The 1,631-nt window shown below is 37.3% G+C and carries 1 protein-coding gene; it reads right to left on the bottom strand.

The features are described 5' to 3' along the window. Nucleotides 1-1,524 (bottom strand): XylR N-terminal domain-containing protein (locus tag V7137_RS20345; RefSeq protein WP_335699762.1); only part of this gene is annotated, 1,524 nt, incomplete at its 3' end. Between the last annotated feature and the right edge of the window lie 107 nt (nt 1,525-1,631).

Genomic DNA, 1,631 nt, shown 5'->3' on the forward strand with positions numbered 1-1,631 from the left:
GGCTTGAAGTACCTCAATGGACATCGCCTCACGACTAATACAAATGGTAGTTTTAATATTTACAAATAATTGCTGTTGCCGGTCTTGTAGGATTTTTGCTACCTTTTGAAAATCTAATCCTTGTGGATCTGAGGGCCCCAAAAGGACAATCTCCCCTCTTCGCTCTACAATTAAAGCATTTCTCGAAGAAGAGTGAAGTTTGGTTTGAACAATATTTAATAATTCATTACAAAGATTCATAGGCAGATCTTGATCTTCTATCAAGCCATTACCTGTTCCCGGTTGAATAATTTTCACCAGCATAAATCGGTGTGGCTTTCCAAAATCATATCCCATAAAATTTGCTCGTTTACCTAGTTGTTCAATAGGTGTTGTACCGGATAACAATTCATCAAGAAATTCACCTTTTAATTTATGTTCTGTATTCAATGCCGTTTTTTCTTTCAATAAATCTACTGCCATTGCAGCAGCAGCTCGCTCGGTAATTATTTGTCTTAGTTCACTATCTGTTCCTTCAACATGGATGACCGATAAATAGCCCATTATCTCATCGCCAAGAACAATTGGGGCAATTGTCCTGTTTAGAAACGTTGGCTCATCCGAAACAATAAAATCCTTCGCACATTTTTCCTCATCTAACAGTCTAAGCTTCAGATAAAATTCTGAAGAAGGATCCTTTTCCGGTTTGATAAGGTATGGGTCTATACCTGAATTTTCCTTGTTTGGCAGCCACCAAGAAAGCGGACGAAAATATTTATCTTGAACAATTACAGGTGAATGAAGCATTTGCCCGATTGTATTTATGACAGCTTGCCTGCTCTGCCCTGAAAGAACCATCCTGTTAAGCTGTTCATGTATGTCCATAATTCGTTGTAACATCGTATGCTGTTTTTGAATGTGCTGATGTGCCTCTTCTAATTCTTCGGCAATTTTGGTTTGACCATAATAAGATAGTTCCTGTTCAATTTCATTTCCCCATTCCTCTACAGTTCTTCCAATAAACCGGCACTCAGCATCCCCTCTACCAACACAAGTCACTTCTTTATACAATATTTTCCTTCCAAAAATTCCCGTTGAGACCCCGCTTGCATAACCTATTAATGTCCAGCACACCGGATCTTTGACTATACCGAAATGTTGAATATGTTGATCTACTTCAAATGAATTTAACCAAACTCCTTCCATATAAAACTTATTCTGTTCATAATCCACATTAAGACCTTGTAAATCAACTTGAACAAAGCCTTCTTGCATATGAAAAATTGGAGCTTGTTGATGGAGAAATTCAAGTGAAGCATTAGGAAATAATTTTTTAATTGAAATCGAATCTTTATATCCACATTCCCACCCATAACGAAGGAGGAACGCCCTTGCTCTTTCACGCCCTAATGTAGAAATAAGGTCACGACTGAGCATTCCTAATGCTTCGGCATTTATCAGAATAAAACGTTCCCCTTTAAACCTGATTTGGCCCGGATGAAATTCAATATCTGATTTATTCAGTGATGTTAGTACTTGCTCCATATTCTCCCGCCTTATTAAGTGAGTTTTAGTTTCTGAGCCAATCATAAAAACTTACAATGAAAAAATAGAGTGATTTCCCCTTTTTCAAAGTAATGGAAGTTTAACTA

The organism is Neobacillus drentensis (assembly GCF_036962765.1).
Taxonomy (GTDB): domain Bacteria; phylum Bacillota; class Bacilli; order Bacillales; family Cytobacillaceae; genus Neobacillus; species Neobacillus drentensis_C.